8 protein-coding genes are annotated in these 14105 nt (G+C 57.5%); all 8 read right to left on the reverse strand.

From position 1 onward, the window contains the following. Positions 1 to 33: 33 nt before the first annotated feature. The 8 genes from NC979_RS12085 to NC979_RS12120 all read right to left on the reverse strand — a co-directional run bounded on the left by NC979_RS12085 (position 34) and on the right by NC979_RS12120 (position 13994). The gene (locus NC979_RS12085) at positions 34 to 1242 is read right to left on the reverse strand and encodes a ferrochelatase (RefSeq protein WP_190521636.1); all 1209 of its coding nucleotides are present in this window, start codon (positions 1240 to 1242) and stop codon (positions 34 to 36) included. A gap of 172 nt (positions 1243 to 1414) precedes the next feature. After that, positions 1415 to 4567 (reverse strand): hybrid sensor histidine kinase/response regulator, encoded by a 3153-nt coding sequence (locus tag NC979_RS12090; RefSeq protein WP_190521639.1) that lies wholly within the window; start codon positions 4565 to 4567, stop codon positions 1415 to 1417. A 250-nt stretch (positions 4568 to 4817) separates the two neighbouring features. Beyond that, positions 4818 to 7769: a methyl-accepting chemotaxis protein gene (locus NC979_RS12095; protein ID WP_190521642.1), complete on the reverse strand. Its 2952-nt coding sequence runs from the start codon at positions 7767 to 7769 to the stop codon at positions 4818 to 4820. A gap of 68 nt (positions 7770 to 7837) precedes the next feature. Continuing rightward, positions 7838 to 8416 carry a chemotaxis protein CheW gene (locus NC979_RS12100; protein ID WP_190521644.1) on the reverse strand — a complete coding sequence of 193 codons (579 nt, stop codon included), beginning with the start codon at positions 8414 to 8416 and terminating at the stop codon, positions 7838 to 7840. Between the two features lie 13 nt (positions 8417 to 8429). Then, on the reverse strand, positions 8430 to 8795 hold the full coding sequence (locus NC979_RS12105; RefSeq protein WP_190521645.1) for a response regulator transcription factor: 366 nt from the start codon (positions 8793 to 8795) through the stop codon (positions 8430 to 8432). Positions 8796 to 8847: 52 nt separating this feature from the next. Then, positions 8848 to 10041, reverse strand: coding sequence for a response regulator (locus NC979_RS12110; RefSeq protein ID WP_190521647.1), 1194 nt, complete (start codon positions 10039 to 10041; stop codon positions 8848 to 8850). 344 nt (positions 10042 to 10385) lie between these two features. After that, the gene (locus tag NC979_RS12115) at positions 10386 to 10877 is read right to left on the reverse strand and encodes a hypothetical protein (protein WP_190521649.1); all 492 of its coding nucleotides are present in this window, start codon (positions 10875 to 10877) and stop codon (positions 10386 to 10388) included. 108 nt (positions 10878 to 10985) lie between these two features. Beyond that, the gene (locus NC979_RS12120; protein WP_190521651.1) at positions 10986 to 13994 is read right to left on the reverse strand and encodes a hybrid sensor histidine kinase/response regulator; all 3009 of its coding nucleotides are present in this window, start codon (positions 13992 to 13994) and stop codon (positions 10986 to 10988) included. Positions 13995 to 14105 lie beyond the last annotated feature (111 nt).

Here is a 14105-nt window from a genome sequence, read left to right on the forward strand (position 1 = left end):
ATATCTTTTCAGGCTCTAGGGCTAAACCCGGTGCTAGTGGTGATGATGACCGTGGTCGTGGCTGTGACCGTGATCGTGTCCGGGTAGATGGTGGTCGTGGGTATGACCGTGGTGACTATGCACCGCCGCCGCCTGAGATGCCGCTAGGGAAGGATTAATCGCTAGGGCGTCTTCTTCCAGCAGATCGGCGATGTGCTTGTCGGCCCAGGTGGCTGCCATAGCTAGAAAGTCGGGGCGATCGTTGACGCAGGGCATTTGCACATAGGTAACGTCGGGGCGCTTGCGGCGCAGCCCTTCGATAATGTGCTCGACATCCAGCAGGGTTTCGTGGTTTTCGGTAGCGAAGCCGATGGGCATAAACACCAGGGCGGTGGCTCCCAGATCAATCAAGTTACGGGCCGCCAGGTCAGCGTTGGGCTGGGTCCATTTGATCAGCGGGGTATCGTGGTTGAGCCAGCCTACTGAGATCAATGGATACTTGTAGATCAGGCGATCGCGCACTTTGTCGTAGAGCTTTTGGCTCTCATCAATGCCGGAGGTAAAGCCCTTGGCCTCGTGGGGGCAGCCGTGGTTCATCAACACGATGCCGGTTTGAGAGGGCAGGTGGGCCACGGCCAGGTGGTCTTTGATTTTTTCTTCGACCATGGTGGCCAACAGATCGATGTAGTCGGGCGCGTCAAAGAAAGAAGGAATGTAGCGCGTGCCCTGGACCCAGTGCTCGGTGCCATCGGATAGTTTGACTAGAGCCTGGTTGACCTGCTCGATCGCAATGCCGCTGGTGAAGATGGAATCAACCACCAACAGGGGATAGATCAGCAGCTTGTCGTAGCCCTCTGCTTTGACCTGCTCTAGCACTTGGTCGGGCAGGAAGGGCTTGCAGAAGTTGAAGGCTTTGAACACCTTGATGCGATCGCCCCAGCGCTCTTTCAAATTGGCCTCGATGCCGGCCCGCTGGGCCTCAAAAATAGCGTTGTGGGGAGAGATAAAGTTGCCGTGCTGGTGGCTCCACTCGTGGAGGTCGAAGGCGGCCAGCACCTTGGCCAGGGGAGGGTAGACCCAGGTTGGTACGGGGGCAAATTTTGCTGTTAGGAGGTTGAGCGCCTGCTCGTTGTAGTTGGCAAAGTCTTCGTAGCTTTCGACTTCGCCGTAGCCCATCAGCAGCACCGCTACCCTGCTATCGCCAGAGGATGTTGGGTGGGAGTGAGATGCGGATGTTTGAATAACATCAGGGGTTGCAACCATAGTGCTTGCTCTTCGGAGGTGTATCTCGTACAGGCTAACATCCTCCCCTGGGGGATAACATTAACAAAACCAGCAGGTTACATAGACCTGAAAGGGTCTTTGCACCTGGGTCAGCCTGTGTGGGTATAGTACTGAAGCAGGTCGCAGACCTACTATCCCCCCAGGGGTATATCTATTGGCTAAGGGCGATTTCGGTACCGATCGCTTCGCGAATTGCCTCCAAAAACTCCTGCTCCAGGTAGGGCTTGGTAAAGTAGTCGGTGGCTCCCAGCTGCATGGCCAACCAGCGGTGCTTGTTGTTGCTGCGCGAAGTCAGCATCAGGGTAGGAATTTGGGCCAGGGCCGGGTTTTGGCGGCGGGCGGTGAGAAACTCAAAGCCATTCATATTAGGCATTTCAATGTCGCAGACCACCAGACCCACAGTGGGGTTTTGCTCTAGCTGCTCTAGCCCTTCTTGGCCATCGCGGGCTTGTAGCACTCGGTAACCTGCCCGCTCTAGGGAAAGCGCTAGGGTGCGGCGAGAGGTGACGGCATCGTCAACTACCAGCACCGTGGTGGCTGGGTGTAGGGCTGTCTGAGGAATGGAGTCGTCGGGCAACAGGGGCGTGGGGTCTAAGCCTGCCTCCGAGGCATAGGTGGCAGGACGGTTGAGCAGGTCATCCAAGAACGCTTGACCATCGATAACGGGGATGACACTGCCATCGCCCAAAACGGTACAGCCGTAGGCGTAGGCAGGCGGGCTGAGGGCTGTGCCAAAGGGCTTGATTACCGACTCTTGCTCGGTGACGAGGCGATCGACCTGGATGGCAAAGTGGCGGTCACCCCGAGCCAAAATTAGCACCGGAGCTTCCCAGTCGGCGGGGGAGGGCACCGCCGCTAGCACCTGACTCAGAGGTAATTCGGGCCGCAAGCAGCGGTAGGAGAGCAGATTGCCGAGGCCGTAGATAGGTACCTGCTGGTCGTGCCAGCTCAGCCAAGCCTGATCAGGGTCTTGGGTTAGCTGGTCAGGGCGGGGCACCAAGATCTCGGTAATGCTGTCGCTACGAAAGGCGATGGGAGTAGACCCCACAAAGCAGATCAGCAGGTTGACGATGCTCAGGGTCATGGGGAGCGATAAGGTAAACCGAGTACCTGCCCCTGGCACCGACTGTACGGTGACAGTGCCCTTGAGCCGCTGGATTTGGTCGCGCACCACGTCTAGACCAACCCCCCGTCCCGACAGATCGCTGACCTGCTCGGCGGTGGAAAAACCCGGTTCAAAAAGATAGCTAGAGAGCTGGTCGGTGCTGGCGGCGCTGGCCTCCTCAGTCGAAAGCCAGTTTAAATCTACCAATCGCTGGCGTACGCGCTCTAGGTCTAGACCCCGGCCATCGTCGCTAACCTCAATGGCAATCTGGCGGCCTCGGTAGCAGGCTCCCATGGTGATCTGACCAATCTCGGGTTTGCCGTGGCAGCGGCGTTCTTCGACGGTTTCTAAACCGTGGTCAAAGCCATTGCGTAGTAGGTGTAGCAGGGGGTCGTAGAGTTTTTCTAGCACGGCTTTATCGACCAGCAGAGCGGTGCCTTCGAGGTTGAGATCGGCGGGTTTGCCATAGGTATGAGCGAGGTCTCGCAAAACTCGGGGAAAGCGATTGAGCACCTGGCCCAGGGGCACCATCCGGGCGTACATCAGGTCGTCTTGTACCTGGGAGAGCATTTTGCGGTGCTGACCCAGCAGCTGATCGGTCTGGCGGTTAAACAAAATAATGTCGGCGGCGGCTTCTTCGAGCTGCACCATTTCCTCAAGCAGAGTTTGGGTGTGGGTGTAGAGGGCTGTGTAAGTGTCCATTTCTAAGGAATCGAAGCCCAAGGGGCGGGCCGGAGCGACGGGGGGTACGGCGGGAGTAAACTCGCCGATGGTGGCAGGCTGGCGATTGGGAGCAATCAAGATTTGGTCGGAGACGCCTTGCAGTTGTTCTACGGTGGCACGCACGCGCTCGAATCGGCTGACCAGTTCCTTGAGGCCGAGACGGATTTGGTTGGTTTGCAGGGCTAGTCCGTTGCGGTTGATGGTGAGTTCGCCGAGCTGGTTTTCGAGGCGGGCGAGGCGTTGGGTATCGACGCGGACGGTGAGGGAGGGTGAAGGAGGGGAGGGTGAGGGGGGAGAGAGGGAAGGAACGGGAGCCTCATCTGGGGCTGAAATATTGCTGTCAGCAGATGTGGCCTCGATAAACATGGCCTCGATGGCGGGCACGGGGCTGGGGGCGCTGAGATGGTTGAAGGGGATGGGTGTTGGCCCATCAGATGGGCGGAATTGCTCTGATAGTGGTACAGGTTGGTCGGCCTCTAGGGCTGGCTGGGACTGGATCAGCCATGCCAGGGCATCGACATCCGAGGGCAGTTCCGCATTCCAGTCGCTAGCTATTAAATTGTCATCACCAAAAACGGAGGTTAAGAACTGCTCTGAAATCGGCTCTAGGGACAGCTCTGAGGCTGGTGCTAGGGGAGAATCTGCAATTGATGCTGGGGCTACTTCTAAGGTTGATGTCAGAAGCAGGGCCTCGGCGGCTAGGGCTTGCAGGGCAGCGGAGGGTTCACCGCCCGTGGTTGAACTGGCGGTCAAGATGGCAGCGCGGCCTTGAGTAAAATCTGCCACAGCCAGACGGGTAATTTCTGTCGCCTGATCTGGGTTTATGGCTAAGGCCTGGAGAGCAGTTTCGGCAATTTGGGCAAACCCAGGCAGATCGAGCAGTTCGGCAAATCCCATGAAGATCTCGGCCTGGGCGCGCAGTTCGCCAGCGACTTCGTGGGCATTGGGCTGCTCTAGTACGTGGGTCAGATGATCTAACCCTTGCTGCACGTCCACTTCAAAGATAGAGGTGGCCATATCAAACCCCAGGTCTGAGGAACTGGGGATGAAGTTCTCGGTTTCGGCCATGGCGCCAGCGAGGCGGTGCTCCAAGTTTTGCAGAATGGGGTCTGCCTGGGCGAGGGCCTGCTCTCCATCGAACGCGCCCTCGGTGAGCTGTTGAGTAAGGGGCAGCCGCAGGCAATCGAAGGCTTGCAGGAGCTGGTTTTCTAATTCGCTATCGATCGCCACAGTGTCGCTATAGAGAGCCTTGAATAGAGCCTCTAGGCGGTGGGCTAAGGTTTTAATCGGCTCTAGCCCCACGCTGGCCGCGCCCCCCTTGAGCGAGTGGGCCGCCCGCATGATCTGGTGAATCTCGGCGGTGTCTCGCTGCGATCGCAGCCCCAGCAGCCCTGACTCGATGGTGTGCAGCAGCTCGGGGGCTTCTTCGAGGAAAAATTGATAGGCCTGGTCGCGGATGTGAGGGGGGGTTGGCATGGGAGGTGGGGGGGAGTGGGTGGGTAGGCGGGTGGATGGGTGGATGAGTGGATGGGGAGATGGAGAGGGGCAGACGGTGTCTACCTATGGGGTGGATGAGAGAGGGATAGGGGATAAAAAGAGGGATAAGGGGGGAAGCGATTCGTTTCCTGTGGACTTATGGATTTATATGGAGTTGGCTGAAATCTACCCATCCACTCCCTACCCTCCACCCGCCTACCCGCCTGCCCACCTACCCCTCCACCCGCCTCTAGCCAACCTTGAACCGACCGACCTCCTCCTGCAACACCTGGGCGACGGAGCGCAACTGGGCGAAGGAATCGGATACCTTATTGGCGGCGGTGGAGTTTTGGCTGGCGGTGGTGGCGGCGCTGGTGATGGTTTCGCTGACTACCGCAGAGGCTTGGGTTTGAACGACGGTGGCGTCGGCGATCGCGGCGACCAAGGCGCTAATTTGGCGGCTGACGGCAGTGATCTGGTTGAGGCTCTGGCGGGTTTCATTAACTAGCTGGGTACCGGTAACTACCTGCTCGGTGCCGGTTTCCATGGCAGTGACGACGGCGTTGGTCTCGGTTTGAATGCTGGCCACCAGCTTTTCGATTTCGGTGGTGGCTTCGGCGGACTGGCGGGCTAGTTCGCGCACTTCCTCAGCGACTACAGCGAAGCCTTTGCCGCCTTCTCCAGCGCGGGAGGCTTCGATAGAGGCGTTGAGGGCGAGCATATTGGTCTGGGCGGCAAAGCCGCTGATCAGGTTCACCACGTTGGAGATTTTTTGGGACGATTCACCCAGGCGCTTTACTTTTTTGGCGGTGTCGGCCACGGTTTCGCGAATGGCCAGAATGCCGTCTACGGTGCGGTTCATGGCGTCGTCGCCTTGGGCTACGGTCTGCTCGGCTTCGAGCACGGCGGCTTCGGCTTTTTCGGCATTGGTGGCGACTAGGCGCACCGAGCTGGCCATTTCTTGGACGCGATCGAGGGCGGCCAGCATGGCTTGGGCCTGCTGATTGGCTGACTCGGCCAAGTCGCGCACGGAGGTCTGGTTAACGTCGGTGGTGGCGGCCACTTGGCGGGAGGCGTCTTGCACCTGGACCACAATTTTTCGCAGACTGGCAATGGTGGCGTTGTAAGAGTCTGCCAAGGTGCCAATTTCGTCCTCGGTAACCTGGGCGCGCACGGTCAGGTTGCCCTTACTGACAGGATCCACGTCCATCAGCAGCTGTAGGGCGCTGCGTTGGAGGCCTTCTTTGATCTGCCGCTGTTCCTCGGCTAGGTTGCGGGTGCGCTCGATCAGGTTTACCCGCTCCATCACTAGGCCCAGCTGTAGCCCCAGCTGTTTGAGAAAGCTAATTTCGGCCTCTTGCCAGGGGTGCACGGCCTGGCAGTGGTGGGTAATCAGCAGGCCGTAGAGCCTGCCCTGACCAACGATGGGCACCCCCAAAATCGATTTGACCTGGAGATTTTGCAGTAGGGCCTGGTGCTCGGGGTGAAAGGCAGCATTGGCGACGTTATTTTCGAGCAAGATGCCTTCGGCCTCGTACTTAGCACGGGTTTCAGCGGGAATACAGGGATCGCCAAGCTGTTGCTCCAAGGCGCTAGGCCAGCTGGCCTCTACCGATTCGGCCACGATCGCGCCACTCCAGTCGGGGTTGAACTGGTAGATGACTACCCGATCTGAGGCGAGAATATCGCGGGCCTCGGACACCAGGCGTTCGTAGACGGGCAGCAACTCAGCGGAGTCAACAATTTTGGCTCCGGTAATGGCAGCAGCCAGGTTGGCTCGACGGGTATTGAGGGTTTGCTCTCGCAGAAACCCCCGCACTCGTACCACCAGCTCATTAAAGGTTTGGGCCAGGGTTTGAGCTTCAGATGACCCAACCAGATCGGCCTGGACATCGAGATTACCCTGCGAGACTTCCTGGGCGTTGCCTGCCAGGGCGTCGAGCGGTGATGAAATTTGCTGGGCTACGGTTCGGGTTAACAGGGCGGCCACCCCACCCAACACCAGCCCCAATAGCCCTAGGGTAATCAGGTTTTCGCGGCCAGCAGCGCGGATTTCGGCGATGTCCATCGATGCGATCGCCACCCAGTTGAGCCGGGGCACCGTCGCTAGCGAATACTGTTTGCCCTGGTAACTAAAGCTGGCTACCAGGCTTTCTGACCCACCAGCAGCACTCACCGCCGAAACTTCCAGATTTCTGACCGGGAAGGCTGAGTTGAGCTGCTGTTGCAGATCATTGGGGGCGACCTCGGCCTGGGCAGCTTGGATGACAGCGGTGGCCAGCTTACTCACCACCTCGCCGCCGACTAAGTCAAGTGAGCGAGGCGTTAGCGCTGCTTCTTGGCCTTGCTCGTTAAAGGTGGCCAGCACATAGTTAGAATTGGGTTCGAGCAATTGCACCTGCTGAGAGCCTTGAATACCAGCGTTGACCAGGTATTCGTTGAGCTGCTCAAACTCAAGGGCGGCGGTGTTAATGAAGAATTTCACCGCTCCTAAAAATTCGTTGCTGTTGGGGTCGCGAATGGCTTGGCTAAAGTCGAGGCCTACTTGAAGAGTGGACGCATCGTAGCCGGGTTGACCAAACCAAAATCCATCGCTTTTAGCCCGTTCCCACCAGTCTTCGCCTGCCTGTACAAAGTCACCGGGAATGCTGTTGTAGCCTACATTGAGGCCGTTGGCCTCGGTGACAATGATCTCGGCAAATTGCTTAATCTCAACAGTTTGAGACAGGTAGTCGTTAAAAGCGGGGTTAGTAGCTAGCTGCTTGGTCACAATAAACTGCGTTTCTAGGGTCGCTTCGGGCCTTTGTAGCAGCTTTAGATCGGCTGTTAGTCGGCGATCGCGACGAACTTTGTCTAAAATTAGTGGGTTTTGAGCAAAAACTTGGGCAAAGGCAGTTTGCTCAAGCAGGTTGAGGCCCACGTTTTCACTCGTCAGCACGGCCTGCCCCTGCAAATCTTGGGTAATAGTGGCGCGGGTACGGCCTTGGGTAAGGGCATAGGTGATCAGACCCCCAATCAGTAGCGGCAGCAGACTCAGTGGCAAGACCGTAGAGAGCAGCTGCTGCCGCAGACTGCGCCCAGCAAAATACTGTCTAATCGCGTTTTGAGGTTGGGCCTTACCGAAGTTGGCACCCCCTACGCTGTTGGCTTCCACCGTTAGAGGCTGTTGGCGGGGGTGAGATAGCGACGGAACTTGAGTCATAGCAAATAACCTTAGGAGTTCAACGTAGTCGGTTAGAAATAGGGCCGATGCACTCTGAGCAGGCCGGGCTAGGCCTGAGCCATGGCGTTTAACACTGCTGTGCCGTCTAAAATTAGTTGGGGCCGGTCGGCGCTATCGACACAACATCCCCGCAGAAAGGGCAGCAGACCGGGCTCAACGGGAATTGACTGGCCTGAAAATGCCGCTGATAAGGGCTGTAGGGCGGGGACTGGGTAGGCCACCATAGCCTCCACGGCGTTGACCACTAAACCCAGGGTGGCGGTTTGCTCGTCTGTAAGCTGGCTGGCCCTGTAGGGAGGCTTGATCACCACCACCGTATGGCGGGTGGCGGCTTCGGCCTGGTTGTACCAGGGGGCAAATCCCAAAAAATGGCCCAGATCGGCGACCCACAACATCTCGCCCCGCCAGTTGTAGAGGCCCATGACCCAGGGGGCCATCTGAAACATGGGCACTACCTGGCCAATGGATAGTTTCATGATTTCAACCAGATTGGCCCCCGGTAGCAGCAGGGGCAGACCACCGTTGACGACGACCTTTAAGAACTGCTCTTCAGGTGCTCCAGGCGAGGTGGCGTCTTGCAGCGGGGGGATGAGGTTGTCGGTAGGCGTTGCGGTCTCGGAATTCATTGCGCTTGGCTCCTTAGGCATTGACCAGTTGATTGACGGCCTGCATCAGCTCGTCTTGGTCGATGGGTTTGGCCAGATAGGCATCGGCTCCCTGCTTTAAGCCCCAAAACTTGTCCATTTCGGTGCCTTTGGTGGAGCACATTATTACGGGCACCTGCTTGGTGTTGGTGTCTTCTTTGAGTTCGCGACAAATTTCAAAGCCGCTACGATCGGGCAGCACCACGTCGAGAATGATCAGATCAAAGCGGTGGCTTTTGATCTGATCAAAGGCTTCTTCAGCGCTTTTGGCGGTGAGGACAGTAATGCCGCGATCGCGTAGGCAGAGCGTGAGAATTTCTTTGTCGGTGAGGCTATCTTCAACAATTAGAACTTTGCTCATGAATACACCTGGGGTTAGGGAGAATTGTGGTGAGAATGGGGAAGACGGGGGGTTAGATGCGGATGGGGGCGAGGTGTTTGCGAATGACGGAGAGAATCACAATGGGCTCCATGGGTTTACTTAAGAAATCGGTGGCTCCTAGCAACCGAGCACGCACCTGATCGACCAAGCCGTCGTTGCCGCTGAGAATGACGATAGGAACGTCTTTAAAGCGAGATATTTTGCGCAGATTGCTGCAAATTTCGTAGCCGTTGGTGTCGGGCATCACCAGGTCTAAAAATACTAAGTCTGGCTTTTGAGCTAGCAGGGTCGGTATGGCTCTGGAGCCTTCAGTAATCGCTAAAAAGTCGTGCCCTGCTGACCGAATCACCTGTCCCATGGCTTTGCAGACTAGGGGGCTATCGTCAACGCAGGCGATTTTGAGGGCCGCTTTGGGGGCTGCCCTGGTATCCATAGGCGGGTCTAGCCCCTCTAGGGGTGGAAAGTCAGCCACTTCCACCAAGCTGATCCATCCCGACTGAATGTAGGGTTGTAGAGCTTGGGTGAGGTTCAGCACGTCTTGGCCCAGCTTGACCGCCAGGTCACGCAGGCTGCGCTGACCGTCGAGCAGCTGCATGAGCGATTCGTAGACGCGGGGCGAAACCGCCGCCCTAATCGGCTCGGGATGCTGAATTACCGGAGCTAAGTTGGGTGAGTAGGCTTCTAGCCCAACCTCTAGCCAGGCATCCCAAAGGTCGGTCACCGAGGTCAGTAGTTGGGCATCGTCTACGTAGACCGGTATCTGGCCAGGGGCTAGGGGCGGCTGTCGGGCTAGCTGATACTGAGTTTCGCGGGCTTGCACCACGTCAAACAAGATGTCGGCCACAATATTGGTGCTGATAGCTTGCAGCGCTTTGCTGGAGAGCTGCCCCTGACTTAGCCAGCGCTGGAGCAGCTGGTAATCCCAGTCGTGGGGCCAGCTAGAGCAGGGGGCCGCCAAAGATGCTTGCAGCGCTTGGTAGCTCAGCTCAGAGTTGGGTAGCCGGGTCTGGGCCTGGCGGTACCACTGCCGCATTGGGTGCACTCCGCCCCTCCCGTAGACCAGCTGCCCCCGGTCAAAAAATAGAGTCCACTGGTGACCTTCGGGAACAGACCAAGTGATCTGTCCACTAAAGCTGAGCCGCTTCAAGACAGGAAAGATTTGCAGTTTTTTAACTCGCAAATAATTAGATAGAGGCTTGGAGTACTGCACCGATCTGCCACTCATGTTATGTTCCTTGCCGTAGCCTGCATTTTGGCCGCCATATTGAATGACGATTGGGTTCGCATGATACCGAACCAAAATTCGCAGAGAATAAACTATTCATTGAAACTCTTTTGACGCTTATATTCTTGCCAGTAAAAAATTATTTATCCAATAGAAATCGTAGTTAAAAATCCAAGATTTATTTAGGAAATTCTAGATGCATAAATTTTTCTAAAGCTACTAAAAACTATCCCAGACATCGCTCTACAAATCAACTTGATGGGTTGTAAATCTGAGAATTTTAGGAAGCTCTTGAATAATGTCAAGATAATATTATTTCGGTCAAAAATTTCCGGTCGTCTATTCTAGGGAAGTAGGGAGTCAATATCTAGTAAAAATAAAGGTGGATCGGTTTCATTTAAATTGATCAGGGTATTGAAGCCTCGTAGATGATTCATCATCAAATAAGTGGCGGGCACCGGGCTAAAAGCTGATTGGCGTGCCCGCTTGAGACTAGGCACACCGTCTATGCGCAGCCCCAAAAGCCCGAAATGCGGTGATTCGACCACCAAAATAGACTGACTAGAGTCGCTCTGCACCACTGGTTGAGGGACAGTTGAGCCGGGCAGCAGCGGTGCAGAGCAATAGATGCGATCGGCCACATCCATAATCGGAACATTCTCTTGGTTTAGCTGGGTCAACATCAGACCCTGGGCTGGCCCATCGGACATGGGAATCACCCGCCGGGCCAGGGGCAGGGGCAGGCAAAACCAGTTGTGGCGTAGCTGAAAGGCAATAAGCCTTAGGGTGGGTTCTTGGGCGGGAAGACGGCGGTAACGGGTGAGGGCAGAGGTCATAAGGGGGGGAGGCAGTGAAGGGAGAGAGGGAAAAGTTTTGAGTTTTGAATTTTGAGGTTGGATTTAATTCCTTAACCCAAAACTAAGAACTCAAAACTAAGAACTGCGCTAGGACACCAGGGCGGGTTGAATCATGTTTTCGAGGGTTTTAAGCAGAGTTTGCTCGTTGTAAGGCTTGGTAAAGTAGGCAGCAGCCCCTAGATTCATGGCAAGTTGGCGATGCTTTTGGCTGCTGCGGGAGGTGAGCATGGCGACAGGTAGGCCTTCATGCTCTGTTTCGGCTTTGAGCCGGGCCAAAAAGCCGTAGCCATCGAGGCGGGGCATTTCCACATCGCAGATTACGGCTTCGACCGCTAGGCCAGCGGTGAGCTTGTCGAGGGCGTCTTGACCATCTTTGGCCTGGGCTACCTGGTAGCCCGCTTTTTCGAGGGTGAGGGCGAGCAGGCGGCGCACGTTGATCGAGTCGTCGATTAGCAGCACGGTGGGCTTGCGGGCAGCGGTGCTGGTTTCGTAGCCGGGGCCGCTGGTGAGGTAGGCCTGCATTGGGGTGTCGTCTAGGGTGGCGGCACCGGAGGCTTCGCAGCTGGCGATCCAGTAGAGGAGCTCGGCGGTGTTGATCAGGGGCACTACCTGGCCGTCGCCCATGATGGTGCAGCTGTTGAAGCCCTTGGGCATCGGTAGGTTGCCGACCACTCGGCGCAGGGCAACCTCTTGCTCGCCCCACGATCGCTCTACCTGAAGCCCCACCAGTTTCTGATTGGCGCGCACCAGCATAACTGTGGGGGTAGAGATGGCGGGGGCGGTTTCGGGGCTTTCGATCACCGCGGGGCAGTTGAAGTGCAGCCAGTCAGCCAGTCGCACCAGCTGCACCAGCTCACCATTCCACTCAAAGCTTTCTCGACCGGCCGTGGCCAGGACGTACTCAGCGGGCAGGGCAAAAATTTCTTCGATCGCATCTACCGGAAAGGCCATGCGCATGCCCTTGCTCTCGGTAATCAGCACCCGCGTCACCGACAGGGTGAAGGGGATGGAGATGATGAAGGTAGTGCCCGCGCCCAGCTCGGTGTTGACCTGAATGTCGCCGCGAATTTCCTTGAGCTTGCTGCGCACGACATCCATGCCGATCCCCCGACCCGAGAGGTCGGTGACGGTTTTAGCGGTGCTAAAGCCGGGCTCAAAAATCAGAGACAGCAGCTCCTGGGTGCTGGCGGCGGCCAGTAACCCGTCGTCGAGGCCCATCTGGCGGGCGCGATCGCGGATTTTTTCTACCGCAATGCCGCCGCCGTCGTCGCTGATGGTGATCACGGTGCGGCTGCTCTGCTGCTGAGCGCTAATGGCGATCGTGCCGACGGCGGGTTTGCCTCGCTGCTGGCGAGTTTCAGCGTCCTCGATGCCGTGGTCAAAGCAGTTGCGGATGATGTGCATCAGCGGCTCTTGCAAGGCCTCAAGCACGTTGCGATCGACCAGGGTGCGATCGCCCTTGAGCTTCAGCTCCACCGGCTTGTTGTACTGCAACGACATCTGCCGCAGAGAGCGGGGATAGCGATCAAAAATATCCGCTAGGGGCCGCATGCGCAGCTGGGTGAGATTCTTTTGCAGCTGGCGGGAGGTTTTGCGCAGAGTGTGGGTGGTTTGCTCGGTGCCATCGAGCGATAGCTCAATGTCGGCCCCCACCTCTTGCAGCTGAATAATCGTTTCGATGATTTCGCGAAAGGGCAGGTGCAGATCGCGGTAGTGGTCGAGTTCGAGCACATCGAACTGCGATTGCAGCGCCAAATCGGCACTTGGGGACACCAGCGCTCGGCTGTTCTGCAGGCTGGCGCTGGTGGGCAGCCGTGGTGCCGAGGTATCTTGGGTGGCGACGCGATCGTAAGCGGCCCGCAGGTCGCTATTCACCTGATCGAGGGTGCGCATGCGGGTTTGTAGGGTGCCCACCAAACCCCGTAGGCGACTGACCTCTAGCTCGAGCCGGTGGCGCTCGATGGTGAGTTCGCCAAACAGGTCGCTGAGCTGGTTGATCTGCTTAACGGGCACGCGCACGGTGCTGTCGCTGTCGACCTCATCGGGGTTGGGGGCTGAGCTGCTAGTGGCGGCCGTGCCTGGGATGTTGGCCCCCTGGGCGGCAGTGGCGTCTGCGAAGTCGAACCCGGCCTGGACCCCTGCCTCTGACCAAGAGGCAGCGACATCGTCGGTGATGTCGGCTTCGAGGTAGTCGGGCTGCAAAGCTGAATCATCGCCCAGGGGCCAGACGGGGGCAGTAATGTCGCCATCCTCCAGATGGGGAATGATATCGCCAGGGATGTCGACAATGGGAATGGTCTCGAAGGTAGCGCCTGCGATCGCCATCTGGGTCGGAATTTCGTCTAAATGGCCGGTCAGCACCAGGGCCTGGGCGCGTCGCCACACCGCTAGGGCCTCCTGCACAACCATTACCAAATCGTCCTCAGTGACCAGGGTGACCTGGGTTGCCACCGACTGACACAGGCTGACAAAAGCCTCTAGCTGAAGCATTTCCCCCAGCCCGCCCAGCTCTTGGGCAAGAATTTGAACCTCTTCTCGCAGGCAGGGCGACTGCTCGCTCAGCACCCCCTCCAGCCGTTGGAGGCAGCCCTCCACCTCGCTTTGAAAGAGCAGCGGAATCACATCCTGACCGTCTTCGGGGGACAGCATGGAGTAGGCGTCTTCCTCCACTGGGTCACCCAGGCGATCGTGGAGCCGCTCGAATATGGGGGCGGCATGGTGCTCAAGCCACCGCTTATCGACGGGAGATTGGTGGCCCTGACTAAGGCACTGGCGCTGGCCCACCATTACCTGGCCAAGGCAATCAACCGCCGCTAGCAGCAGTTGCTCTAGGTCGACATCAATGTCGATCTTGCCTCGCTGCACTTTTATCACCTTGAGGCTGTCCTCGAGGTGGTGGGCTAGATCGCTGAGCAGCTGAAACCCCATCAGAGCCGCCCCGCCCTTGATGGAGTGGGCCGCCCGGAGAGCTTCGTTGATGGTGCTGGCTTCAAAGGTTTGGGTTAGCCCCATCAGGTGGGTGCCTAGGGTCTCAAGGTATTCTTGCGCTTCGTCGAGAAACTGAAGCCGAATTTCAAGTTCCTTTGCGTCGGACATGGTTGGGGTTGGGGTTAGGGAGTGGATGGGTGAGGAGTGGGGGAGTGGATGGGTGGGGAGTGGGGGAGTGGATGGGTGGGGAGTGGGGAGTGGATGGGTGGGGTAGAAGCT

Source organism: Leptolyngbya subtilissima AS-A7, from assembly GCF_039962255.1.
Classification (GTDB): domain Bacteria; phylum Cyanobacteriota; class Cyanobacteriia; order Phormidesmidales; family Phormidesmidaceae; genus Nodosilinea.